Raw genomic sequence first — 23,597 nt, 5'->3', positions numbered from 1 at the left:
GTTCAGGCCGCCCGGGGGAAGCCGGTGCCGATCATCGAATCCCGGGTGACCAGGGCCGCAAGCTCGTCAGCCCCCATCCCGTCGGTGCCCGCGGGGCGCTGCGGCAGCACCCAGTAGCGGATTTCGGAATTCGAATCCCACACCCGGATCTCGGTTTCCTGCGGGATGTCGAGCCGGAAATCCTCTTTCAGGCAGAGGCGCGGCTCGCGGATGATGCGGGCGCGATAGGGCATCGACTTGAACCAGTTCGGCGGCAGGCCGAGCACGGGCCAGGGATAGCAGGAGCAGAGCGAGCAGACGACGACGTTATGGATCGTATCGGTGTTCTCGACGACGATCATGTGCTCGCCCTGCAGGCCGCCGATCCCCAATTCGTGGCAGGCGGCGCTGGCATCCGCCAGAAGCCGGGCCTTGAACTCGGGGTCGGTCCAGGCCCTGGCCACCACAGAGGCGCCGAGCCGCGGGCCGACCTCGTTTTCATAGACGGCGGCGAAGCGGTCGACACCCGCTTCCGACATCAGCCCGCCTTCGATCAGGATGGCCTCGATCGCCTTCACGCGGGCCGCGATCTCTTCCTCGGTGCGGGGTGTGTAGACCAGATTGACTCGGGTCATGCATCGTCCTCCCTTCAGGACCGCGCCAGGGTGATGTAGGGCTCCCACATGTCGACATGCTGACATGCGTTGGGATCGGCATGTTCCGCCCCGTAGAGTTCTGACTGGGCGAAACGGACGGTGTAGAGATGTTCGGCGGTCTCTCCGCCGCCGGCGGCGGTGGTGTCGGGAAAGACATGGGCGCCGTGATGCATCACGATCTCGCCGACACGCCCCATGGCATAGCGGGGCCGGCGATGGTGATGGCGGGGCACCGAGGCATCGACGACGACTTTGTCTCCGATCCGGAATTTCGGCGCCGCCTCGATCGGCCGGGCGGCCGGGAAGCCGTTCTTCACGGCCCAATCGGCGAAGTCGACGAGGGCCGGGTCGTCATTCGGCGGCAATGGCGCATCCGGATACTGAAGATAATAGGCCGTCCGCTTGTCCAGCTCCTCGCGGGTCCAATGACCCTTTTCGCAGCCGATCCGTTCGACCGCATCCACCCAATGCTCGTAATAGAAGGCGGTGAGGTAATGGAGCGGGTGCATCCCCTCCAGATGCTTGCGGAATTCGTCCAGGCCGAACATCCCGGCCCGGGCCGCGAAGGGGAACAGCGCCCAGGCCGCCTTTTCCCATTCGGCATGATAGGGCGGCTCCCAGGCGGTGGGGCCGACCGGCCCCATCCCGTCGATGCCGCCGAGGTCGTGAATACCGTTCATGGCTTATCTCCCTGCTGCAGGACCGGCCCCGGGACCATCAGGCCGGTGCGTGGAGACGACGCTCCAGCAGCATGCCGTTGCGGAGCGACTTCGCGAGCGCCAGAACGCCCAAATCGATCAGAGGTTCGGCCAGAATGACCGCCAGATAGGCCGCCCCGAACGCCGAGACCGACTGCAGAACCGAAAGCTCGACGCCCTGGCCGTAAAACACCCAGAACGCCACCCACGAGACGATGCCGGCCTGGTAGGTGGCCGAAAGCGCCAGCACCTGACGATAGGAGAGGTCGACATAGGGCGTGCCCGGGGCGATCAGACGCCGCGCGGCCCAGGACAGCGCAAAGAGCGGCACCAGAAGCGTCGTGACGTTCATGCCGTATTGCGGCAGATCGAAGGGCGCGAAGAGCAGCCCCTGCACCAGCAGCCCCGATGCCAGGCCGATGGCCGCAGGGGCGAGGCCGAACATCAGAAACAGCGTGGAGCCGAGGATCAGATGAACCTCCGATACGCCGACCGCCGGATGCGGCAGCAGCTGGAAAAGGCCAAGCACGACGGCCGCCGCGATGCCGCTGCGGGCGGCGAGTGACGCGCCGCCCCGGCGACGGGCCTCGTCATAACCGAATTTGAGCGTCGCCAGCCCTGCCCCGGCCGCCGTCGCATATCCCAGGATGGCCTTTGCGCCATCCACGATGCCCGGTTCGATGTGCATCGTCCGCCTCCTGTTTTTTATGGAGAGCACCCGCGCGCATGTCATCCACTCAGAACGCGCTCTTCCCCCGCGCGCCTTCCCGGGATCATGGCCCCGGCTGCCGCGCCGGATGCTGTCTTATTCATAATTGTCAGATGACACTATTGCAAAGGAAATATATCTGTATGTCGGTGGATCACCCCTGAACATGTCGGGTGCGCCGCAGAGGAATCCCGCCCCGCCCGCAGCACCCCGTACAGGCGAGCCGACAGACCAATCACTGACCGGGAGCCTTGAAGATGATTCAGGTGGTTTCTATGCTGAAAACAAATCAGCGGGGGCCGGTGACCATGTCCAAAGTGAATATCGGATTGCTGATCTCGCAAAGCGGCCCGACCGGTATCTGGGCGCCGTCCTGTCTGAACGGCGCCATCCTGAGCGCCGCCGAGACAAACGCCGCCGGAGGCGTCCATGGCCGGGAGGTCAACCTGGTGGTGCGGGATGCCGGCTGGGATCCGGCCGTGGCGGCGCGCATCGCCCGGGATCTGGTTGAGATCGACAATGTCTCGGTGATCGTCGCCATGGTGGCATCCAATGCCCGGCGGCGGATCTCGTTCGCGATCGCCGGGCGTGTGCCCTTCATCTATACGCCGAACTATGAAATGGACGCGCCCGAGCCGACCATCGCGCTCAGCGCCACCGATGACCGCCTGATCCCGCCCATGCTCGCCTGGATCGAACAGCGCTTTCAGGCCCGCCGGTTTCTGATGATCGGCAGCGATTATCGCTGGCCGCAGCGGACCATGCCGATGACCGGGCGGATGATCGCGGCGGCGGGCGGCACCGTGGTCGGCATGCTGTCCCGGCCGCTGGATGCGCCGGAAGACTGGGACCGGCGCGCCGTCGAAGACATCCGCAAGGCGGATCCCGACGTCGTTCTCTGCTTTCTGGTCGGGGATCAGGGCATCCCCTTCTACCGGATCTATGGCGAGGCCGGTCTTGCCGGCAGGATCCCGAGATGCGCCATCGCCACCGACGAAACCATCCTCACCAGCCTCTCACCCGCAGCCATGGAAGGGCTGTTCGCCGGGGCCTGCTATTTCGCCGCGGCCCGGACCGCGCCCAATACCGCGTTCATGGAACGCTACTGGTCGTCCTTCGGAAGCCTGGCGCCGATCCCCAACGCCTATGGGCAATCCTGCTATGAAGGCGTCAGCTTCGCGCTCGGCCTCATCGGCCGGTGCCGGTCCGCCGACCCGCGCCGCCTGCTCAGCCTGCCGCCGCATGGGGTGGAATATCGATCCGCCCGGTTCGACACCGCCACCGGCACGCTCTCGCAGCGCCTGCCGATCTATATCGCAGCGGCAGACGGGTTGTCCTTCGATGTCGTCGCCCGGTTCTGAGGAGTCTGATATGAATACACCGTCTTCCGGCCCCGCCCGGGAAACGACAAGGAAACAGTGATGTCCGGCGAGTCTCTCCACACGACCATCGGCTTTCTGGTCGCCAATCTGAACCGCCAGCTCGAACGCGAGCTGGAAGAGAATCTGCGGCCGCTGAAGCTGCCGGTCGACCAGCTCCGGGTCCTTCAGACGCTGGCCTCCGACGAGGCGGCCGACGGGCTCAGCATGTCGGAAATCGCCCGAACGATTTTGATCGATGCCTCGACCCTGACCAAGGTGATTGATCGGATGATCTCGGACAGCCTGGTCTATCGGGCCGCCGATCCGGCCGATCGCCGCCGGGTCCGCGTGCTGCTGACCCAGAAAGGCGCCGCCCTTCTGAAGACGCTGCGCCCGATGCTCGACCGGCAGGAGGAAGAGCTTCGGCGCACCTTCGACGATCTGATGGACGACCAGACCCCCAGGAATTTCGCCGAACTGCTGGAGCACTTCTGCAAGCGCAGCGCGCCCCAGACCTGAGCCCCACGACATGATCCGGCGTGCAGACGGAAGGAGCCGGCGGGTCTCCCCTCCGGCCCCCGGGTCGTCGCCGGTCAGACGCCGTCGACCAGCAGCACGCGATAGTCGGCTGCACGATAACGGTGGGCGCGGGCCTCGGCATAGGCCGGGCTGTCATACCAGGCGCGGGCGGCATCCATGTCGGGGAAGGACAGGATCACCACGCCTTCCGCCGCCGCACCTTCCAGCACCTGATGGGGGCCATAGAAGGCAAGCGGGGTGATGGGGTGGTCGCCGCGCGCGGCACGGGCGCCGGCGGCATAGTCCTTGAAGGCGTCTTCGTCGCGCATCTTCTCGCGGATCATCACGACATAGGCGGTCACGGGGCATCTCCTCCATGGGTCTGGTCTGGTCTTGACATCAAGGTGACCATCCGCCTGAACCCGTCTGCGAACTGCCGGCGCGCGACCACCGGATCAGAGGTGATCGCACCCGACATGTAGAACGCGCCGAACCCGATGCAGTAGGCCAGCAGGTCGGTCGTCATATGCCGCAGATTGCCGGCCTGAAGCCGGCCGGCCTCGACGCATTCCCGGACGGCGTCGCGGGCCATGTCGTAGGTGGGCAGATGGATCCCCTCGATCGGGCGCCGGTCCTTCAGCCCGCTCAGCGTGCCGGAGGACAGGAACATCAGCTCGAAACAGGCACTTTTCTCGATCGCGAAGTCGAAGACACGGGCCGCCAGCGCCTCCAGATGGCGCACCGGGTCCGCCTCGTGCCGTTCGATCGCGAGATAGCCTTCATAGATCCGGAAGCCCTCTTCGATCAGGGCACGCATCAGGGCTTCCTTGTCGGCGAAGTGGCGGTAGATCGCCATGGGCGAAAGGCCGGCCCGTTTGGCGATCTCCCGCAGCGACAGCGACGCCGCCCCCAGGTCGAGCAGGGCATCGACGGCAATGGCGAGGATCCGGCTGCGCGTGTCCGACGGAGCCCCGCCCTCAGTCATGAGACGTCCTGAGCGAAAACCGGCGCCTTCTTGATCTCATCGACCATGTCCCTGCCAGTGACGGCAGAGGCACAGAGCACACCACCGAACAACGCGCCGATGATGCCGTCGCTGGTCACGTCCTGTCCAGTCAGATACAGGCCCGGTACGGGGGTCTGCGCCCGCAGCCAGTCCTGTTCGTAGCGCTGCGGCGAACTTTCCACGCCGAGGAAGTCACCATATTGCTGCCGCACGAAGGTTTCGTAGGTCAGCGGGGTCGAGACCTCGACATAGCGCACGGCACCGCGGGTCGCCGGCACCAGACGATAGAGATCGGCCAGCAGGCGTTCCTGCACCCTGGCCTTCATCGCCTCGTAATCGGCGCCGCGCTTCATCCACCGCGTACCCTGCCAGCGGGCGAAATGCCGGTAGTCGGTCAGGGCGTGCATCTCGATCGTCGACCGGTTCGGGAAAGTCTCGTTCCAGGTCGGATCCTTCGCCGAGGCGAAAGTGATGAAGTGAAACGGAAACGGCGCGTCGAAATCGGCACGGTGCGCCGCCAGGTTGGCGTCGAAATCGGTCCCCGGATGCGCCCAGATATTCGCAGGCTCCAGGCCCAGCGTCGCCGCATCCCCCTCCAGCCCGATATGCAGCCCGACCACGGTATTGGTATAGGTCACGCTCTCGCGCATCCGGTCCAGCCCGGCCGCCGCACGCGCCTCGGGCGCCATCAGCCGGCCGAAGGTGTTGCGCAGGCCGGCGCCGCTGATCACGACCCCGGCGCGCACCTCTTCGCCCGATGCCATCACCACACCGGTCGCCCGGCCGTCCTCGACCAGGATCCGCGCCACCTCGGCACCATGCAGGACCAGCCCGCCCGCCGCCTCGATCACCGGCACGATCGCATCCGCAAAGGCCCGGCCGCCGCCATGGGGATAGCTGGCGCCGTTCATATAGTGCTTGGCCAGCATGGCATGCATGGCGAAGGAACTCCGCGCCGGCTCTATCCCGTAATCGCCCCAATTGGCCGTGAGCACCGCGGTCAGTTCCGGATCGGCGGTCAGATCGGCGATCACCTCGCGGGTGGTGCGGCGGGCGAAATCGCGGAAGGGTGCGGTCATCGCCTCCAGCGCCGGCATCGGCCGGTCGGCCGGAAAGGCCTTGAGCGCGAAGAAGGGGCCCGAGGATTTCGAGGCCGCGGCCAGAAGCTCCAGATAGCGGTCGATCGCCGCCGTTTCCTGCGGGAACCAGCCGTGGAGCGCCGCGCGATAGGCCTCGACACCCGCCGGAATCCGGTATTCGCGCCCGGCAATGTTCATCCGGTTGTAGATCGGGGGCAGATGCGCCCAGCGGATCCCGCCCCGGGCCGCGTAGTCGAACATCTTCCAGGTCAGCGTCCGTGGCGATGCGACGTCGCCGATATAGTGCATGCCCACCGTCCAGCGATACCCGGCCCGGTCATAGCTCTGGGTCAGGCCGCCGATCACGGCGTTCTGCTCCAGCACCAGCATGCGCATCCCCTGCTGCGCCAGGACAGAGGCGACCCCGAGCCCGCCCATGCCCGAGCCGATGACGATGGCATCGAAGCCATGGGGAATGCCGTCCCTGCGCCTGTAGGGCCGCCCTTGCGTATACATGCGTCCTCCCGATTTTTGTGTACGTATGTACACTATCATATGGTCATCATCGATCAAGACAGATTCTTGGCCCGCAAATTGCCCGACATTCGATCAAATTCCGCAAAATGCGGTCGCTAAGCATCGCGTCTTGCCTTGTATACGTTCGTATACTACAGACGTCATCGAGGAGACCAGAGCCCCACACAGACCGGACAGGAAGGACGGCCCAGAGATGTCGGACCATCAGCCGAACCCGACCATGACCATCAACGGTCGCGGCGTGACCTCGCCCCAGGTGATCGAGGTGATCAACCCAGCGACCGGCGAGGTGTTTGCAACCGCGCCTGACTGCAGCCCTGAACAGCTGGACGACGCGGTGGAGACGGCCCGGCGCGCCTGGGAAGGCTGGCGCCGCACACCCCTGGGCGACCGGCAGGCGGCCGTGCGGCGCGTGGCCGGGGTGCTGCGCGATCATGCCGACGAACTGGCGCGGCTGTTCACGGCCGAACAGGGCCGGCCGCTGAAGGCCGCCCGGCAGGAAATCACCGGTGCCGCCGACTGGCTGGATGTGGTGGCCGGCATGAACCCGCCCGAGCATCTGACCGAAAGGCCGGACGGCCAGCGGATCTATACCCGCCACGTGCCGCTGGGCGTGATCTGCGCGATCGCCCCCTGGAACTTTCCGGTCAGCCTGGCGATGTGGAAGCTGGGTCCCGCGCTGGTGGCCGGCAACACCATGGTGCTGAAGCCGTCGCCCTTCACCCCGCTCTGCACGCTCAGGATCGGCGAGTTGCTGCGCGACGTTCTGCCGGCGGGCGTGCTGAACGTGATCAGCGGCGGCGACCGGCTGGGCCCCTGGATGACTGCGCATCCGGGTTTCGCCAAGATCTCGTTCACGGGATCCACCGCCACCGGCAAGGCGGTGCTGGCCAGCGCCGCCGCCGATCTGAAGCGCGTGACCCTGGAACTGGGCGGCAATGATGCGGCGATCGTGATGCCCGATGTCGATGTCGATGCGGTCGCCCAGAAGATCTTTTTCGGCGCCTTCTTCAACACCGCCCAGATCTGTGTCGCGACCAAGCGGCTCTATGTCCATGAAGACATCTACGACGCGCTGCGCGACCGGCTGGTTGCGATCGCCCGATCGGTCAGGATGGGTGACGGCACCGAACAGGGCACGGTTCTGGGGCCGATCCAGAACCGGCGCCAGTTCGACCGGGTGATGGAACTGCTGGACGACGCCCGGCGGAACGGGCTGACCCTGCTTCAGGGCGCAGACGTGCCCGCATCGGGGTATTTCATCCCGGTGACCATCGTCGACAACCCGCCCGAGACATCGCGCGTGGTGCAGGAAGAGGCTTTCGGCCCGGTGCTGCCGATGATGCGCTTCTCGGATGTCGATGAGGTGATCATGCGCGCCAATGACAGCCCCTATGGCCTGGCCGGCGCGGTCTGGTCGGCGGACGAGGGGGCGGCGATTGCCATCGCCGAACGGCTGGAGACCGGCACCGTCTGGATCAACCACGCTCTCAACATCCGCCCCGACACGCCCTTTGCCGGCCATAAGCAGAGCGGTTTCGGCGTCGAGAACGGCATGGAAGGGCTGCTGGAATATACCGTGCCGCAGGCCATCCACCTGCCGCCGCTGGCGGCACCGCGCGGCAGGTCCTGAAGGGCCGGTGATCTTTTGAAAAGGCAGGGCCGCGTTCCCGCGCCTGAGCGGCGACATGGCCCTGCGGGTGACGATCGGGCCCCCACCCGTCCGCACCCCCAAAAGGCAGGGGCCGGTCCCGAAGGACCGGCCCCTGCCCCACCTGTTCAGCCCACCCTGCCCGTTCAGATCAACCCGTTCCGGGTTCTGGTGCAGATGCGCAGGCATGGTCAGGATCAGAAGGTCTTCCAGTCGCCCGCCGCCTCGAAAGCGGCCGCGGCGGCGTAGATGGTGCTTTCGGCATAGTCCTTGCCGACCAGCATCATGCCGACCGGCAGGCCGTCGATCAGGCCGCAGGGCACCGTCATCGCCGGATGGCCGGTCACGTCGAACTGCTGGGTGTTGCCCAGCACCGAGAAGGCGGTGGTGATGATCTCGGTCAGCGAGGCATCGGCGGCCGGGATGGCCGGCGCCACGATCGGGCAGGTCGGCATCAGCAGCAGGTCGTACTCGGCGAAGGCGGCGTCATAGGCGGCCTTCACCTTGCGGGCGATGTTCTGGGCCTTGGCGTAGAAGCGGCCATTATACTTCTGGATGAAGTACTCGCCGATGAACATCGAGATCTTCAGCGAGGGCGACAGCTCGTCGGCACGCTGGCGCCAGCCGGCATGGGCATCCAGCAGGCCGACATTGTAGAGCCCCTTCCAGTTCATGCCCATGCCGTTGCCGGCCATCATCTGCCACTGCAGACCTTCCAGCGCGATCGGCCCCCAGATCACCGCGGCGGTGTGGTGCTCGGGGATCGAGATTTCGGTGAGCACCGCGCCCGCCTCTTCCAGCTTCTTCGCCGCGGCGCGCACCTTCTCGTAGACCGCCGGATCGCCGTTCGCGACCTCGAAACCCTCCTTCAGGATGGCGATCTTCATGCCCTGGACGCCCTTGCCCAGCGCCTCGGTATAGGGCGCGGTCACCGGCGCATACTGGCGCGGATCCAGCCCGTCCGCACCGGCGATCACCTCCAGCATCAGGGCGTTGTCCGCCACCGACGAGGTCATCGGGCCGGTGTGGTCGATGGTCGCCTCGATCGGCATCACGCCGGTATAGGGCACCAGACCATGGGTCGGCTTCATGCCATAGAGGCCGCACAGGGCCGACGGCATGCGGATCGAGCCGCCCTGATCGCCGCCGATCGCCATGTCGACCTCGCCGCAGGCGACCAGCGCCGCACTGCCCGACGACGAGCCACCCGCGATATGACCCATCTTATAGGGGTTGTGCACCGGGGCCGGCGACGAGGTGTGGCTGCCGCCCGACAGGCAGAAATACTCGCAGGTCGCCTTGCCGACGATGGTGGCGCCCTCGTCCAGCATGCGGGTGACGATGGTCGCATCCAGCGCCGGGATATAGCCTTCCAGCGTCGAGGCGCCGTTCATCATCGGCACGCCGGCCAGCGCCACATTGTCCTTCAGCACCACGGTCTTGCCGGCGAGCTTGCCGGTGGCGGCGCCCTTCACCTCGGACTTCACATACCAGGCGCCGTATTTGTTCTCAGCACCTTCCGGGCGATAGCCGGGGGTGCGGGGGTATTTCACGACCGGGATGTTGTCGGGCATCGCGTCGAGCGCGTCATAGGCGGCGAAATTGCCGGCCATCAGGGTGAGATACTCGGCCGCCTCGTCGGCGGAGAGCGTCATGCCGAGATCGGCGGCGAGATCGATCAGCTGGTCGGTATTCGGGCGGGTGACGGACATCTTGGTCTCCGTTGTCCTTGAACGTGAAGCGAAAGACAAAGGGGGAGCGGCCCGGCGCCGAGTCCCTGTTCTCGCGCCGGCGGTCTGCATGCTCCCCGGGTTCTGGCCCGGTCGTCTCTTGGGAAAAATCGGGCGGGGGCCGTGGGTGTGGGGAGTGGTGGTCCGAGGTCTCCTGTCGGTCAGGCGTGCATGCCGACGAAATCGGCGATGCGTTCCGGATCCGCCATCAGCTCCGGCGAGACCTCGTCGGTGATCACCCCTTTCTGGATGATCAGCAGCCGGTCCGAGAGGGCGGTCAGGAATTCGAGATTCTGTTCGACCAGGATCATGGCGATCCCGGTCTGGCGGCGCAGCTCGTGCAGGGTCTCGACGATCTCGTCCAGGATGTTGGGCTGGATGCCCTCGGTCGGTTCGTCGAGCAGGATCATGCGCGGTTCGGTGCACAGGCAGCGGGCCAGCGCCAGCAGCTGCTGTTCGCCGCCCGAAAGCGCGCCGCCGCGCCGGTCGAGCAGCCGGGTCAGCCGCGGGAACATGGTCAACACCCGGTCGATGACCTCGCGGGATTCCCGCCTCTTGCCGGCCTGACCCATGCGCAGGTTTTCGTAGACCGACAGATCCGGGAAGATCTGGCGGCCCTGCGGCACATAGCCGATACCGGCCGCAGCCTTGGCCGCCGGCTTCGCGGCGGTGACGTCGCGGCCGTCGAGCACGATCCGCCCACCGGTCGCCGGCAGATAGCCCATCAGCGTGCGGATCAGCGTGGTCTTGCCCATGCCGTTATGGCCGAGGATGCCGAGGAATTCCCCGGCGCCCAGGGTGAAATCGACGCCCATCAGGATCGGGATCCGGCCATAGCCGGATTTCAGGCCCTGAACCTCCAGCAATGCGGTCATGTCAGTGCACCTTCTTGCCGAGATAGACGTCGCGCACCCGCTGATCCGCCAGCACCTGATCGACCCCCGCCTCGACCAGCACCTTGCCCTGATTGAAGACGGTGACGGTCTTGGCGATCATCCGGATGAACTGCATGTCGTGTTCGACCACGATCAACGCCTTGGTCCGGTTGATGTCGCGGATGATCTCGGCGGTGCGCAGCACCTCGTCATGGGTCATGCCGGCGGCGGGCTCGTCGAGCAGGATCAGTTCGGGATCGCCCGCGATCACCATGCCGATCTCCACCCATTGCCGCTGACCATGGGAGAGCCGGCCGACCTGGGCATCGGCCAGTTCGGTCATGCGGATCCGCGCCAGCACCTCGTCGGCCACGTCGCGGGCCTTGCGGTCCAGATGCTGGCGGCGGGCGGCGAGCCAGACATGTTCGCGCACCGAAAGCCCGTCGAAGACATTGGGCACCTGGGTCTTGATGCCGATGCCGCGCCGGGCGATCGCATGGGGTTCGTCGCCCGCGATCGGCGCCCCGCGGAAGGCGATCGCCCCCGTCGAGGGCTTCAACTGGCCGGTCAGCATCTTGAAGAAAGTGCTCTTGCCGGCGCCGTTGGGGCCAATCAGGCAGCGCAGCTCCAGCTCGCGCAGGGTGAAATCCACCTCCGACACCGCGACCACGCCGCCGAAGCGCATGGTGAGGTCGCGGGTCTGGAGCAGGATGCCGTCGGAGGGGGTGGTTTCCTGGATGGTCATGTCACTTCGCCCCCTCGACAGCCGTGGTTTCGGTGACGGTGGCATCGGATGCACGGGCCTTGCCAGGCAGCAGCCGCATCATCAGCCCGACCAGCCCCAGGCGCATAAGCGGCACCAGCCCCATCGGGATCGCCATCACGAAGCCGAGCAGGATGGCCCCCATCACCAGATCGGCATTGAAGGTCTGCTGGGTGCCGATCTGCATCACCAGATACTGCATGATGAAACAGCCGAGCACCGGGCCGACCAGGGTGCCGAGACCGCCGATGGTCACCCAGATGATGATCTGGGCCGCCGTCGACAGGCTGAACACGGTGGGGCTGACGAAGGCCCCCCAATTGGTGAACAGCCCGCCGGCCAGCCCCGCCACCGCACCGCCGACCACGAAGACCATCAGCTTGTAGATCCGCGGGTCGTAGCCGAGCAGCGCCGCCCGGGTCTCGTTCTCGCGCACGGCCACCACCACCCGGCCGAAATGGGTGCGCAGCAGCCCCTTCAGCGCCAGATAGACCAGCAGCAGGCAGCCGGCCGAGAGATACCAGTTCTCTTCCGGCCCGAAGAAGAAGTCGGGATCGCCGGGCATCGACAGCCCGGGAACCGCCGGAATGCCGTTGAAACCGCCGAGCGCCGCATTGCCGATGGTATAGGCGTCGCCGGCGGTGCTGTTGACCACGTTGAACAGGATCAGCGTCACCGTCAGCGTGATGACACCCAGATAGACGTCGCTGATCCGGCCGTAGAACATGAAGTAGCCGAGGATGGCGGCGAACACCGCCGGCACCAGCACCGCCAGACCGACCGCGGCCCAGCTGCCGTCGGTATTGATCGCGGTCACCGCGAAGGTATAGGCGCCCAGGCCGAAAAAGGCGGTCTGGCCGAAGGAGAGGATGCCGCCGAAGCCCCAGATGAAGCCGAGGCTGAGCGCCAGCACGCCCATCACCACGAAGATCGTGTACTGCATCAGATCGAACAGCTCGACCATCGCCGGCATGAACACGATCAGCAGGGCGGCGATGACCACGCCGATGGTCTGGCCGGTTTTGGACAGGGTCCGGATGTCGAGGCCCATGGATCAGAGGCTCCCCCTGAAGAAGCGCCCGGAAATGCCCTGGGGCAGCAGGCGGATCAGGATGATGGCGGCGACGAACAGGAAGACTTCGCCGATCACCGGGGTGGTCAGATACGAAGCGGTCTGGTTGATGAAACCGAACAGGCCCGAGGCGGTGGCGCTGCCGGCGATGATCGAGGTGCCGCCCGCCACCACGGTGATGAAGGCCTTGGCGATATAGGCGGCGCCCATGGTCGGCAGCACGCCCGCCACCGGCGCCAGCAGCCCGCCGGCCAGGCCGGTGATCGCGGCGCCGAGGCCGAAGGTCGCCATATAGACCCGGGGCGGGCTGACCCCCATGGCCGCGGCCATGTCCGGGTTCTGCATGGTGGCACGCGCGATCAGGCCGAAGCGGGTGCGGCGCATCAGCAGCCAGAGCCCGCCGAGCAGGATGATCGCCACCGCCACCAGAAAGACGGTGTAGAGGCTGCTGCGATAGGCGCCGATGGTGAAGCCGCCCAAAGGCGACGGCACGCTTTTGATCGTGTTGCCGAAGATGGTGGTGATCAGGCCGACGAGGAACAGGCTCAGGCCCCAGGTGGCGAGCATCGAATCCACCAGCCGGCCATAGAGCAGGCGGATGAAGGTGCGTTCCACGACCAGCCCGACCAGCCCCACGAAGACCGGCGAGACCACGAGCATGGCGATCCAGATATTGATGCCGGCCTCCACCGCCACCACGGTGGCATAGGCGCCCAGCATCAGGAATTCGCCATGGGCGAGGTTGATGATCTTCATCATCCCGAAGATGACGGCGAGGCCGGTGCAGAGCAGGATCAGCGAGGCCACGCCGTTCAGCACATCCAGGGTCAGGACGGCTGCGAGATCCATGAGCCTGTCCCCCGGGTCAGAGCGAGATCACATACTGCTTGTTGTCGTTCGGATTCTTGACCAGATCGCAGACCGCGGCAGTGTCCGAAGGCTTCTGATCGGGATAGCTCGCCACCACGTCCCAGAGCTTGTCCTTCGCCTCGGCCAGGAAGGCGTTGCGCACCGAATGATGGGTCGCCTTGTCCAGCGTGACCTTGCCGGTGGGGCCGTCGAAGCTGAGCCCGGTCTCCAGCGCCTCGATCACCTTCATGCGGTCGATCGACTTCGCCTGCTGTGCCGCCTTGACCCAGAGATGGAAGCCTTCATAGGTGCCGGCCGCCAGTTCCGAGATATAGGGAATGCCCGGGAACTTCTCCTTCAGCGCCGAGACGAATTTCACGCTGGCATCGGTCTTCAGCTCTTCGTAATAGCCATAGCCCGAGACGATGCCGTTGCTTTCCGCAGGCTCCAGCGCCGCCAGCTCGTTGACCAGGCCGAAGGTGGTCGACGAGATCGGGATCGAGCCTTTCAGCCCGGCTGCCGCCCACTGGCGATAAAAGGCGGTGTGGTTGCCGCCGACCAGGGCCGAGAACACCACATCCGGCTTGGCCTGCTGAATCTTGCTGATCGTCGAGCCGAAATTGGTCACGTCGAGCGGGAAGAAGTCGATGGCCAGCACCTCGCCGCCATTGTCGCGGGTGTACTTCTCCATCCACTTGGCGGTGATCTGACCGTAATTATAGTCGGCGGCCAGGATGTAGACCTTCTTGCCCCAGCGCTCCAGCGAATAGGGCACCAGCTTTTCCACCGTCTGGGCCGGGGTGGTGCCGGTGCAGAAGATGTTGCGGTCGCAGACGCCGCCCTCGTAGAGCGTGTTGTAGAAATAGAGCGTCTTGTAGCGATCGAAGATCGGCCGGATCGCCTCACGCGAGGCCGAGGTGATGCCGCCATGGATCACCGCGACCTTGTCCTTGAGCGCGATCTGCTGGGCGTACTGGGTGTAGAGCTGGATGTTCGACTGGGTGTCGTAATGCACCAGCTTGAGCGGCCGGCCGAGCACGCCGCCGGCCGCGTTCACTTCTTCGATGCCCAGTTCCAGCGCCCGCACCATCGGCACGCCTGAGGTGCCGACCGGGCCCGACTGGTCGTGCAGGCTGCCGATCAGGATCGGATCGTCCGAACCCAGGGCGGCGTGGCGCATGATCATCGGCGCCGCGATCAGGCCGCCGGTGGCGAGTGCGGTGCTGCGGAGAAAGCTCCGGCGGGTGAAGGTCGTCCGGTCGTTGGACATGTGTCGGCTGCTCCCTGCCAATGGCCGTCTTTCGGAACGCGCTCCCCGGGTTCCTCGACGACTCCCTGACAGGCATTTGAAAACGCCCTTATTGAAAAGTCAACTATATGACGCGCTGCAAAAATGAGGGATGATCAGACCAGGACCGGCGGCGCCGGCCGGCGGGGAGCCCCCGGGGGGCTAGCGGCCGGCGCTGCGGAAGGTGGTCTCAGAACGATGCGACATGTTTGAAGTCAATACCTTGCACGGTGGCGATATGGACATGACTCGGCATTTCAAGGCTGTCCTCGCTGCGCGCCGACAGATGCGCCAGATGGAAGCGGTCGCGCCGCTTGAAGGGGCCGTAGCCGCGGGGAACCGCATCGACCAGGCTTTTCAGGAAGTGCACGCCCTCGTAGCACGACTGCCCCAGCATGTTGGGCACGGGCGAGCGCGCCCCGAACAGCGCCAGATAGCGGTCCAGGAAGCGGTTGTTGGCGCGGGTGTCGAGATTGGCGAAATAGGCCGAGACGCTGTAGAGCCGCTCGGTGTTTTCCTCGCCCACCGCATAGAGCAGGTTCTCGTCGAAGGCCAGGCACAGCCGCGCCGCCCGTCCGGCCATGCCCGCCTCGCCGAAGGCGCGGTGGAACATGATCGCATCCTCGCCCAGCAGCATCACCAGCACGCCATCGGCGCCGCTGGCGTGGATCGCGGCCAGCTCTTCCGAAAAATCCGACCGTTCGGAATAGAGCCAGGGAACATAGCGCTCCCCCACCAGCCGGGCACCGGTTCGTGCCGCGAGCGCCTTGACCAGCGCCGCCGAGCGCCGGGGCCAGACATAGTCGTTGCCCAGAATGAACCAGCGCTGCACCCGTTCATGCTCCGCCACCCAGCTCATGGCCGGCGGCAGCAGCTCGCGGCTGGTCTCGCCGATGGTATAGACCCCGGGATGGCGCTCGCCGCCCTCGTATTGCGGGGTGTAGACATAGGGCACGCGGCCGGCGATGGAGGCGGCGATCCGCGCCCGCAGGTCGCTGGGATGCATCGCCACCACCGCATCGATGCGCCGTTCGGCCACCGCCTTCGACACCCTTGCCGCCACCTGATCCGGCGGCAGGCCGGCATCCAGCACTTCCAGCGCGATTTCGTGCCCGCCGATGCCGCCGGCGGCATTGATCTCGTGCACCGCCAGCCGGGCACTGGTTTCGCAGGACGGTCCCCAGATGCCGGCGGGACCTTGGAGCTGAATCAGCAGTCCGATGTTCATCGGCGGAACTCCCTCGATTGCCAGTCAGGCCCTGAAACGGTGGCGACTTTTCTTGGATTTTTCGGTCGCCGGACCGCTCCCCTATCCCCTGTCACTCTCGTCTGCGACGCGCAAAGCGCCGCAGTCACTTGCACAGACATGTCGACGTCGGATAAATGATCGCGCGCGTTCCCCCGTGGTCCCACCCGACACGCGCCGGAAAGAGGGTGCAGATTCTTCGTGCCGACGTCCATCGAACATAACGTGGCCTACATCGCCGCCCGTGTCGCCCGCCATCTGGAGCGCGACCTGGAAGAGGCGTTGCGGCCCGAAAAGATCCCGGTCTCGACGGCGCGCGTGCTGGCCCTGCTCGCCGACGACCAGGGCCGGCCGATGTCGGAACTGGCCGATGCGGTGCTGGTCGATCCGCCGACCATGACCAAGATGATCGACCGGCTGGTCTCTCAATCCCTGGTCTTCCGCGCCCCCGACCCGGATGACCGGCGGCGGGTGCTGATCTTCATGGCCCCGCGCGGCGAAGAGCTGTGGCAGCGCATCGCGCCCGCCATCGCCCGCCAGCAGCAGCGCATCGAGGCGGCGATGGGCACGGCGGATGTCAACCGGCTCTGCCGCATGCTCGACGATCTGACCCGCGCCTGACCGCATCATTCCGCCCCACCCTCGTTCAGCAGAATATGCTTGGCCACCGAATACTGGTCGAGCGCATGGATCGACATGTCGTAGCCGAAGCCCGACCGGCGTCGGCCGCCATGGGGCATTTCGGCCGGGAACACCATGTGGTCGTTGATCCACACACAGCCATAGGCCAGCCCGCGACCCAGCCGCATGGCGCGGCCGATATCGCGGGTCCAGAGCGACGCCGCCAGGCCGTGTTCCGAACGGTTGGCGAAGCGCAGCGCCTCGTCCACATCGGCGCAGCGCGTGACGGTGATCACCGGGCCGAACACCTCGCGGGTGACGATCTCGTCCTGGGGGCTGGTGTTGACGATCAGGGTCGGTTCGTAAAAGCAGCCATTGCCCGGCACCACCCGGCCGCCGGCGACGATTTCGGCCGTGCCGGCGGCACGGGCGCGTTCCACATAGCTCGCCACCCGGTCGCGCTGGCGCGCGGAAATCAGCGGCCCCATCTCGGTCGCCGGGTCGAAGGGTGATCCGATGCGGATCGCCGCCACCGCCTCGGCCAGCCGGGCCACCAGCCGGTCATGGATGCCGGGTGCCACGAACAGCCGGGCCGCGGCGGTGCAGTCCTGGCCGGCATTGTAAAAGCCGGCACGGCGGATGCAGGCCACCAGGCGGTCGACATCGGCGTCTTCGGCCACGATCACCGGGGCGTTGCCGCCCAGTTCCAGCAGGCTGCGCTTCACCCCGAACGCCGCCCCGTCCAGCACCTTGCGGCCCGTGACCAGATCGCCGGTGACGGTGACCAGCGCCACGCCCGGATGGCGGACCAGGGCCTGGCCCACCACCTCGCCCGAGCCTGCCACGACATTGAGCACGCCGGGCGGCAGCAGGTCGGCCGCCAGCGCCGCCAGCGCCAGCACCGAGAGCGGCGCCTCCTCCCCCGGTTTCAGGACGACCGTATTGCCCGCCGCCAGCGCCGGGGCCAGCTTCCAGGCTGCGATCATCAACGGATAATTCCAGGGGATGATCGCCGCAACCACCCCCAGCGGCTCGCGCAGCAGAATACTGGTCCGGCCGGGCAGATAGGCATCGGCGGCCATATCGGTGCGGGTGCGGGCGGCACCGGCGAAGAAGCGGAAGACATCCGCCGCCCGCGGCAGTTCACCATCGCGCGACGCCGCCAGCGGCTTGCCGCAATTGCGCGCCTCGATCCCGGCAAGCAGAGGCGTGTGGCGATCTATGGCATCGGCCAGCGCCAGCAGGGCGCGCGCCCGCTCGCCGGGGGTCAGCGCCGCCCAGCCGGGTGCCGCCCGCTCTGCCGCCGCCACCGCCTCGTCGACCTGGACCAGGGCGGCATCGCGCAGCGTCGCGATCCCGGCACCGGTCGACGGGTCGATCACCATGCGCTCGGGCCCCTCGCCCGCCACCAGCCGGCCGGCGATCAGCAGGGCGGTGTTCTCGATCTGCCCGGCCGGTCTCATGCCGTCATCTCCCCGGCGCGATGGCCCGGCCGCTGGCCCTGGCGGCAGGATTGCAGGAAATGCTCCACCGCCGGCATCCGCTCCAGCCCCCGCCGCCAGACCACGCCCACATCCAGCACCGGCAGCGGATCGGCGATCGCCCGCACCTCCAGCCGGTCGCCTTCCAGCGACCAGGGCCGGTAGGCGAGGTCCGGCGCGATGGCGATGCCGGCACCGGTCGCGACCATGCTGCGCACCGCCTCCACCGATCCGGTTTCGAACAGCACGCGGGGGCTCAGCCCGGCCCTGCGGAAGATCCGCGCCAGCGCATCGCCGTAATCATCCGCGCTCAGCACGATCAACGGTTCCTCGCAGATGTCGAACAGCGTCACCCGGTCGCGCTTCAGGAAGCGGTGATTGGGCGGCAGCCAGAGCCGGTTCTGCGACCGTGCCAGCACCTCGTGTGCCAGCGCGGCCTTCTCCTCGATTTCCGAGACGATCAGGATGGCGACATCCAGCTCGCCATTGATCAGCAGCTGTTCGATGAACGGCCGGCGATCCTCCGAGGGTGCCACCTCGACCCCCGGAAAAGTGCGCCGGAAACGCGCCAGCAGATCGGCCAGGAAATAGCCCGCCACCATGGGCGAGACGCCCAGCCCCAGCCGGCCGGTCAGCTTGCGGCCGGCGGCCGACAGCGTGCGCCCGGCGGCGGTCAGCGCCTCGATCATCGCATGGGCATGGCGCAGGAACTGGTGCCCTTCATGGGTCAGCGACACGCCGCGGGGGTGCCGCTGCAGCAGCGGCACCCCCAGCTGATGTTCGATCGACTTGATGGCCTCGGTCACCGCCGATTGCGACACGCCGACCAGCGCGGCCGCCCCCGTCACCGAGCCCGCTTCCGCGGCGGCGACGAAATATCGGATGTGACGGAAGGACAGGTCCATGGCGCGATGGTGGCCTTTCCGGCCCGGTTTCCCGGGGTGGCTTCCCGGGGTGGCAGAGGTCAGCCGAGCGTCACCCAGACGCTCTTGGTCTGGGTATGGGCGACAACGGCCTCGAAACATTTGTCGCGACCATTGCCGGTCTGTTTCCACCCGCCCCAGGGCTGGGTCATGTCGCCGTTCATATAGCCGTTGATCCAGACCATGCCGCACTCCACCCCCGCCGCGAACCGGTGGGCCTTGGTGAGATCCCGGGTCCACAGCCCCGCCGCGAGGCCATAGACCGTGTCGTTGGCGATGCGCAACGCTTCGTCCAGCCCGTCGAACGGGATCACCGCGCCCACCGGACCGAAGATCTCTTCCGATGCAATCCGCATGCCATTGTCTACATCAGCGAACAGGGTGGGGGCGACATAGGCGCCGCCCTCGCATCCCGGCGGCACCACGCCGCCGAAGGCCAGGCGCGCGCCTTCCGCCCGGCCGGTGTCGATATAGTCCAGCACCCGGCGCTGATGGCTGCGGGTGACCAGCGGCCCCAGCGTGGTTGCGGGGTCGAGCGGATCACCGACCCGGACGGTCTCGCGGGTGCGGGCGGCGAAGGCGTCGAGGACGTCGGGCAGGATCGCCCGTTCGACCAGAATCCGCGAGCCGGCGCTGCACACCTCGCCCTGATTGCCGTAGATGCCCGCCACGGCCGTGTTCACCGCCGCCTCGAGATCGGGCGCATCGGCCATGATCACATGGGGCGACTTGCCGCCGCATTCGGTGGAGACATGTTTCAGGTTCGACTGGCCGGCATATTCCATCATCAGCCCGCCGACCTCGCCCGAGCCGGTGAAGGCGATCTTGTCGACATCCATATGGCGGGCCAGCGCCTGACCGGCCTCTTCGCCGAAGCCCGGCACCACGTTCAGGATACCAGGCGGGCCGCCGGCCTCGACGAACAGCCGGCCGAGCAGCAGGGCGCTCAGCGGTGACTGTTCCGCAGGCTTCAGCACCACCGCATTGCCTGCGGCGAGGGCAGGCGCGATCTTCCATGCCGCCATCATCAGCGGATAATTCCAGGGCACGATGCAGCCCACCACCCCAAGCGGCTGCCTGAGGATGTAGTGGAGAGCCTGTTCTCCCGTTGCGGTGGTAGACCCGGTGATCTTGTCCGCGGCTTCGGCCATGAAGCGGAAGCAGGCGAGGCTGCCCGGGACATCGATGGTCAGCATCTCGGCAATCGGTTTGCCCATATCCTGGGCATCCAGCACCGCAAATGCCTCGGCATGTGCCTCGATCAGATCGGCGAAGCGGTAGAGCACCTCCATGCGGGCACGGGGCGGGATGCGCGCCCAGGGCGCCGTGCGGAAGGCCCGCCGGGCCGAGGCGACCGCCCGGTCGATATCGGCGGCACCGCCGCGGGCGACCTCGGCCAGAACCGCGTCGGTCGCCGGGTTGATGGTGGCGAAGCGGCCGCCGCCCCGGGCCTCGACGAAATCGCCATCGATGAACAGGCCGGTATCGGGTTTGAGCCGGCCGGCGAGCGCCGTCCAGTATCCGGCGGTCTTCAGATCAAAGGGCATGGGTGCCGCCTCACTTCGCCGAAAGTTCGGTGCAGGTTTCCAGGATCACCGGCCCGTCGAAATGCGGCGAGACCGCGGCGAAGAACACCGCCACCGCCTCCGAGCCGTTATGACGATCCATGGCCGCGACGTCGGTGAAGCGTTCATAGGTCGTGAACCGGCAGGGATTGTCCCGCGACCGGCTGATGAAGAAGTCGACCGTCTCGGGCTCGTTGGCCCGGACATGCGCCGCAACCTTGAGCAGCTCGGCCTCGGCAAGCGCTTCGGCGCCGGGCGTGACGGTGATGATGGCCGTGATGGTGATCATGGATCTGCGAATGCCTCCCGCGCAGGCGGACGGATCTCCCCAGACCCGTCCCCCGATCAGCCTGCGGCCGGCGGGGGCGGCATGACCAATTCAAAATCCCGGATTGCGCTATCGGAAAAGCCGAACGCACCGGCAGGGCCAACCGCGGACGGATGCAACTGCCATCGGCTTTGCCGATACCGGACCCGGCGCGTTTCCTGTTTTACAGCCCGCACGCCCCTGCGCTCTGCTGGCAGGCGGCCGGAACCCTGTCCGGCCGGCACTGACGGACGACAACCAGGAGATGGCAGACATGGCGCGCATGCAGGCGGCAGTGGTCGAACGGCCGGGTGAGGGCTTGCGGATAATGGAGGTCGCGCGCCCGGAACCCGGCCCGGGCGAGGTGCTGATCCGCGTGGCAGCCTGCGGTGTCTGCCACTCCGACCTGCACATCGTCGATGGCGACTGGGGCACGCCGCCGAAACTGCCGCTGATCCCCGGCCACGAAGTCACCGGCCATGTCGCGGCGCTGGGTGCCGGCGTGTCGGGCATCGCCATCGGCGACGCGGTGGGCGTGCCCTGGATGGCCCATGCCTGCGGACGCTGCGCCTGGTGCCTGGCCGGGATGGAGACGATCTGCGAGGCCGGCGGCGCCACCGGCTTCAGCCGCGATGGCGGCTATGCCGAGTATATGCTGGCCGAGGCCGCCTTCGTCGCCCGCCTGCCCGCCGATGCCGATCTGGTGGCGATCGCGCCGATCCTCTGCGCCGGCGTCACCACCTGGCGCGGCCTCAAGCGGTCGGAAGCGCGGGCGGGGGAGCATGTGGCGATCGTGGGCGCGGGGGGGCTCGGCCATGTCGCGATCCAGTATGCCCGGGCGATGGGGCTGCGTCCGGTCGCGGTCGACGTTTCGCCCGCCCGGCTGGACCATGCCCTGACGCTCGGCGCCGAAGCCGTGGTCGATGCCGCGGCCGGTGACCCCGTGGCCGGCGTGCAGGCGGCGACCGGCGGCGGCGCCCATGCCGCAATCGTCACCGCCACCGCACCCGCGGCCTTCGAACAGGCCATCGCCATGACCCGCCCCGGCGGCACCACGGTGTTCATCGGCCTGCCGGGGGGCGAACGCGATGCCATCCGGGTGTCGATCGCCCGGATCTCCAACTGGGAACGCTCCATCCGCGGATCCAATGTCGGCACGCGCCGCGACCTGCAGGAAGCGGTGGATTTCGCGCTCCGCGGCCATGTTCGGGCAGAGGTCACCCCCCTGCCCTTCGCCCGGATCGACGAGGCCCTGGCCCGGCTGCGCCGCGGCGAGGTGACCGGCCGGCTGGTGCTGACCATGGGCAGGTGACGGCGCGCGCAGAGAGGGCTTGCACGTCATATAAGTATCTGCTTATCTATTGGCATGACCGAGACCGATGTGTTCAAAGCCCTCGCCGATCCTACCCGCCGCGCCATCTTCGAGAAGTTGGCCGCGGGGCGGATGAATGCCAGCGCGCTCAGGGACGGCATGGCGATCAGCCAGCCGGCGATATCGCAGCATCTGGCCGTGCTGCGTGCCGCCGGGCTGGTGCGGGAAGAACGCCAGGGCCGGTTCGTCGATTACGAGGTCGATCCCGACGGTCTGGCCGTGGTGGCGGACTGGCTGGCGAAGTATCGCGCATACTGGCCGGCGCGGATCGATGCCCTGAAGGCGCTGCTGAAGGAGATGGACCAATGACCACCCCCGCCTCCACGCCCGGCGCCGATCGCATCGTGCAGGATTACGATCTCGACGCCCCGCCGCAGAAGGTCTGGCGGGCGATCAGCATTCCGGAACTTCGGGCGCACTGGCTGCCGGCCGCGGATCTGGCGGCGGCCGAACCGGCCTCGGTCACGCCCGGGCGCGAACTCAGCTATCGCATGCGGGAACAGGCACCGCCCTTCACCGAAAGCCTGGTGACCTTCACCATCGCACCCAACACCACCGGTGGCACCCGGCTTCGGGTCGTCCATCGCCGCATGGCCGCCGCCAATGACCGCAGCGGCGCGATGATGCGCGCCGCCTAGACGCGGCACAGCTTTTCACAAAATCCAATCAGAGCGGAGGTCGCCGATGCGCGGCACGATGCAGCTCGTCCCCATGGTCGTGGAACAGTCGACCAGGGGCGAACGGGCCTTCGACATCTATTCCCGGCTGTTGAAGGAACGGATCATCTTCCTGAACGGCCAGGTCGACGACGATGTCGCGGCCGTTGTCTGCGCCCAGCTGCTGTTCCTGGAGGCGGAAGACCCCGGCCGGCCGATCAATCTTTACATTAACTCGCCCGGCGGCGTGGTCACCAGCGGCTTCGCGATGTACGACACCATGCGCTATATCCGCTCGCCGGTGCACACGCTGTGCATGGGCACCGCCCGCTCCATGGGCTCGTTCCTGCTGATGGCCGGCACTGCCGGAGAGCGGGCGGCCCTGCCCAATGCCAGCATTCTGGTCCACCAGCCCTCAGGCGGGTTCCAGGGCCAGGCCTCGGACATCCTGATCCATGCCGAGGAAACGCTGCGGGTGAAGCAGCGCATGATCCGGCTCTATGCCGAACACTGCCGTCGCACCCCTGAAGAGGTTGAACGCACGCTCGACCGCGACCGGTTCATGACCGCGGAAGAGGCGCTGGACTGGGGGCTGATCGACCGGATCCTCGACCGCCGCCCTTGAGGACGCGCGCGACACTTGCGGCGGCCGGT

Annotated in this window: 25 protein-coding genes; 8 read left to right on the top strand and 17 right to left on the bottom strand. The window is 66.9% G+C overall.

Going from position 1 to position 23,597, the window contains the following annotated elements; all coding sequences use genetic code 11:
* Positions 1-2: 2 nt before the first annotated feature.
* The 3 genes from nthA to WI697_RS25740 are packed head-to-tail and all read right to left on the bottom strand — an operon-like array spanning position 3 to position 2,021.
* The gene (gene nthA, locus WI697_RS25750; protein ID WP_345960457.1) at positions 3-614 is read right to left on the bottom strand and encodes a nitrile hydratase subunit alpha; all 612 of its coding nucleotides are present in this window, start codon (positions 612-614) and stop codon (positions 3-5) included.
* Positions 615-628: 14 nt separating this feature from the next.
* Positions 629-1,315: a nitrile hydratase subunit beta gene (gene nthB, locus WI697_RS25745; protein ID WP_062764465.1), complete on the bottom strand. Its 687-nt coding sequence runs from the start codon at positions 1,313-1,315 to the stop codon at positions 629-631.
* A gap of 37 nt (positions 1,316-1,352) precedes the next feature.
* Positions 1,353-2,021: an energy-coupling factor ABC transporter permease gene (locus tag WI697_RS25740; protein WP_062764463.1), complete on the bottom strand. Its 669-nt coding sequence runs from the start codon at positions 2,019-2,021 to the stop codon at positions 1,353-1,355.
* 329 nt (positions 2,022-2,350) lie between these two features.
* Between WI697_RS25740 and WI697_RS25735 the strand changes: the two genes are divergently transcribed.
* Entirely contained in the window at positions 2,351-3,403 is a 1,053-nt protein-coding gene (locus tag WI697_RS25735) for a substrate-binding domain-containing protein (RefSeq protein ID WP_345960456.1), read from the top strand.
* Between the two features lie 60 nt (positions 3,404-3,463).
* Positions 3,464-3,922: a MarR family winged helix-turn-helix transcriptional regulator gene (locus WI697_RS25730; RefSeq protein WP_345960455.1), complete on the top strand. Its 459-nt coding sequence runs from the start codon at positions 3,464-3,466 to the stop codon at positions 3,920-3,922.
* A gap of 74 nt (positions 3,923-3,996) precedes the next feature.
* Here the strand turns inward: WI697_RS25730 and WI697_RS25725 are convergent, their stop codons facing one another.
* From WI697_RS25725 to WI697_RS25715, 3 genes are read right to left on the bottom strand one after another with little or no spacing between them, the layout of a single operon-like run.
* Positions 3,997-4,284 (bottom strand): DUF1330 domain-containing protein, encoded by a 288-nt coding sequence (locus WI697_RS25725; RefSeq protein WP_062764457.1) that lies wholly within the window; start codon positions 4,282-4,284, stop codon positions 3,997-3,999.
* Entirely contained in the window at positions 4,281-4,907 is a 627-nt protein-coding gene (locus WI697_RS25720) for a TetR/AcrR family transcriptional regulator (RefSeq protein ID WP_062764455.1), read from the bottom strand. The genes WI697_RS25725 and WI697_RS25720 overlap by 4 nt, the downstream gene beginning before the upstream one ends.
* Positions 4,904-6,523, bottom strand: a complete 1,620-nt coding sequence (locus WI697_RS25715) for a phytoene desaturase family protein (protein ID WP_345960454.1) — start codon at positions 6,521-6,523, stop codon at positions 4,904-4,906. Before WI697_RS25715 ends, WI697_RS25720 begins: the two co-directional genes overlap by 4 nt.
* A 214-nt stretch (positions 6,524-6,737) precedes the next feature.
* On the opposite strand from WI697_RS25715, the gene WI697_RS25710 reads away from it, so the two are divergent.
* Complete coding sequence (locus WI697_RS25710; RefSeq protein WP_345960453.1) at positions 6,738-8,177, top strand: aldehyde dehydrogenase family protein; 1,440 nt, start codon at positions 6,738-6,740, stop codon at positions 8,175-8,177.
* A 215-nt stretch (positions 8,178-8,392) separates the two neighbouring features.
* Here the strand turns inward: WI697_RS25710 and WI697_RS25705 are convergent, their stop codons facing one another.
* The 7 genes from WI697_RS25705 to WI697_RS25675 form a co-directional block, all read right to left on the bottom strand.
* The gene (locus WI697_RS25705) at positions 8,393-9,907 is read right to left on the bottom strand and encodes an amidase (protein WP_062764449.1); all 1,515 of its coding nucleotides are present in this window, start codon (positions 9,905-9,907) and stop codon (positions 8,393-8,395) included.
* Between the two features lie 179 nt (positions 9,908-10,086).
* Positions 10,087-10,800 (bottom strand): ABC transporter ATP-binding protein, encoded by a 714-nt coding sequence (locus tag WI697_RS25700; RefSeq protein ID WP_296713744.1) that lies wholly within the window; start codon positions 10,798-10,800, stop codon positions 10,087-10,089.
* A gap of 1 nt (position 10,801) precedes the next feature.
* Positions 10,802-11,545: an ATP-binding cassette domain-containing protein gene (locus WI697_RS25695; protein WP_014753166.1), complete on the bottom strand. Its 744-nt coding sequence runs from the start codon at positions 11,543-11,545 to the stop codon at positions 10,802-10,804.
* A gap of 1 nt (position 11,546) precedes the next feature.
* Positions 11,547-12,614, bottom strand: coding sequence for an ABC transporter permease subunit (locus WI697_RS25690; RefSeq protein ID WP_345960452.1), 1,068 nt, complete (start codon positions 12,612-12,614; stop codon positions 11,547-11,549).
* Between the two features lie 3 nt (positions 12,615-12,617).
* A complete protein-coding gene (locus tag WI697_RS25685; RefSeq protein ID WP_345960451.1) occupies positions 12,618-13,484 on the bottom strand; it encodes an ABC transporter permease subunit in 867 nt (288 codons plus the stop codon).
* 16 nt (positions 13,485-13,500) lie between these two features.
* Positions 13,501-14,754: an urea ABC transporter substrate-binding protein gene (locus WI697_RS25680; protein WP_062764439.1), complete on the bottom strand. Its 1,254-nt coding sequence runs from the start codon at positions 14,752-14,754 to the stop codon at positions 13,501-13,503.
* A gap of 208 nt (positions 14,755-14,962) precedes the next feature.
* Positions 14,963-16,000, bottom strand: coding sequence for a substrate-binding domain-containing protein (locus WI697_RS25675; protein WP_345960450.1), 1,038 nt, complete (start codon positions 15,998-16,000; stop codon positions 14,963-14,965).
* Positions 16,001-16,219: 219 nt separating this feature from the next.
* On the opposite strand from WI697_RS25675, the gene WI697_RS25670 reads away from it, so the two are divergent.
* Positions 16,220-16,639 (top strand): MarR family winged helix-turn-helix transcriptional regulator, encoded by a 420-nt coding sequence (locus WI697_RS25670; protein WP_296713740.1) that lies wholly within the window; start codon positions 16,220-16,222, stop codon positions 16,637-16,639.
* 5 nt (positions 16,640-16,644) lie between these two features.
* On the opposite strand, the gene WI697_RS25665 is transcribed toward WI697_RS25670, so the two are convergent.
* The 4 genes from WI697_RS25665 to WI697_RS25650 are packed head-to-tail and all read right to left on the bottom strand — an operon-like array spanning position 16,645 to position 20,897.
* Entirely contained in the window at positions 16,645-18,102 is a 1,458-nt protein-coding gene (locus WI697_RS25665) for an aminobutyraldehyde dehydrogenase (RefSeq protein WP_345960449.1), read from the bottom strand.
* The gene (locus WI697_RS25660) at positions 18,099-19,025 is read right to left on the bottom strand and encodes a LysR family transcriptional regulator (protein WP_345960448.1); all 927 of its coding nucleotides are present in this window, start codon (positions 19,023-19,025) and stop codon (positions 18,099-18,101) included. The genes WI697_RS25665 and WI697_RS25660 overlap by 4 nt, the downstream gene beginning before the upstream one ends.
* A 59-nt stretch (positions 19,026-19,084) precedes the next feature.
* Entirely contained in the window at positions 19,085-20,590 is a 1,506-nt protein-coding gene (locus WI697_RS25655; RefSeq protein WP_345960447.1) for an aldehyde dehydrogenase, read from the bottom strand.
* Between the two features lie 10 nt (positions 20,591-20,600).
* Positions 20,601-20,897 (bottom strand): putative quinol monooxygenase, encoded by a 297-nt coding sequence (locus WI697_RS25650; RefSeq protein ID WP_014753175.1) that lies wholly within the window; start codon positions 20,895-20,897, stop codon positions 20,601-20,603.
* Positions 20,898-21,189: 292 nt separating this feature from the next.
* Here WI697_RS25650 and WI697_RS25645 point away from each other — a divergent pair, with 292 nt between their 5' ends.
* From WI697_RS25645 to WI697_RS25630, 4 genes are read left to right on the top strand one after another with little or no spacing between them, the layout of a single operon-like run.
* Positions 21,190-22,227, top strand: coding sequence for an alcohol dehydrogenase catalytic domain-containing protein (locus WI697_RS25645; protein WP_345960446.1), 1,038 nt, complete (start codon positions 21,190-21,192; stop codon positions 22,225-22,227).
* A gap of 54 nt (positions 22,228-22,281) precedes the next feature.
* Positions 22,282-22,596, top strand: a complete 315-nt coding sequence (locus WI697_RS25640; RefSeq protein ID WP_386000012.1) for an ArsR/SmtB family transcription factor — start codon at positions 22,282-22,284, stop codon at positions 22,594-22,596.
* Positions 22,593-22,925: an SRPBCC family protein gene (locus WI697_RS25635; protein ID WP_062764429.1), complete on the top strand. Its 333-nt coding sequence runs from the start codon at positions 22,593-22,595 to the stop codon at positions 22,923-22,925. Before WI697_RS25640 ends, WI697_RS25635 begins: the two co-directional genes overlap by 4 nt.
* 46 nt (positions 22,926-22,971) lie before the next feature.
* Positions 22,972-23,568, top strand: coding sequence for an ATP-dependent Clp protease proteolytic subunit (locus WI697_RS25630; protein ID WP_062764427.1), 597 nt, complete (start codon positions 22,972-22,974; stop codon positions 23,566-23,568).
* Positions 23,569-23,597 lie beyond the last annotated feature (29 nt).

The organism is Tistrella mobilis, from assembly GCF_039634785.1.
In the GTDB taxonomy this organism is placed as follows: domain Bacteria; phylum Pseudomonadota; class Alphaproteobacteria; order Tistrellales; family Tistrellaceae; genus Tistrella; species Tistrella mobilis.
The sequence above is the reverse complement of the archived record's forward strand: the minus strand, read 5'-3'. Positions and strand labels throughout refer to the sequence as shown.